Genomic DNA, 601 nt, shown 5'->3' with positions numbered 1-601 from the left:
CCGAGAAGAAGTGCGGCCACCTCGGCGGCAAGGTGCTCGTGCCCACGAGCCAGCACATCCGCACGCTCAACGCCGCGCGTCTCGCGGCCGACGTCGCGGGCGTGCCGTCGATCGTCATCGCCCGCACGGACGCGCTCGCCGCGGACCTCCTCACGTCCGACGTCGACGAGCGCGACCAGCCGTTCCTCACCGGAGAGCGCACGTCCGAGGGCTTCTACCGGGTGCGTCCGGGCTTCGACGCGGTCGTCGCGCGCGGCCTCGCGTACGCGCCGTACTCCGACCTCATCTGGGTCGAGACGGGCGAGCCCGACCTCGAGCTCGCGCGGACGTTCGCCGAGGCGATCCACGCGCGGCACCCGGGCAAGAAGCTCGCCTACAACTGCTCGCCGTCGTTCAACTGGAAGAAGCACCTCGACGACGCCCAGATCGCGAGCTTCCAGAAGGAGCTCGCCGCGATGGGCTACGCGTTCCAGTTCATCACGCTGGCCGGCTTCCACGCCGTCTCGCACTCCATGTTCGAGCTCGCGCGCGGCTACAACGAGCGCGCGATGTCCGCCTACGTCGAGCTGCAGGAGGCCGAGTTCGCCTCCGAGGCCGACGG

General features: G+C 70.4%; 1 pseudogene. It reads left to right on the top strand.

Annotation, left to right across the window (positions count from 1 at the left end):
* Nucleotides 1–601 (top strand): annotated as a pseudogene (locus G3I78_RS46950) (isocitrate lyase); the annotation flags it as partial.

This window comes from Streptomyces sp. SID13726, from assembly GCF_010548375.1.
Classification (GTDB): Bacteria; Actinomycetota; Actinomycetes; order Streptomycetales; family Streptomycetaceae; genus Streptomyces.
Note: the sequence above shows the minus strand (reverse complement) of the source record. Positions and strands in the feature narration are given on the sequence as shown.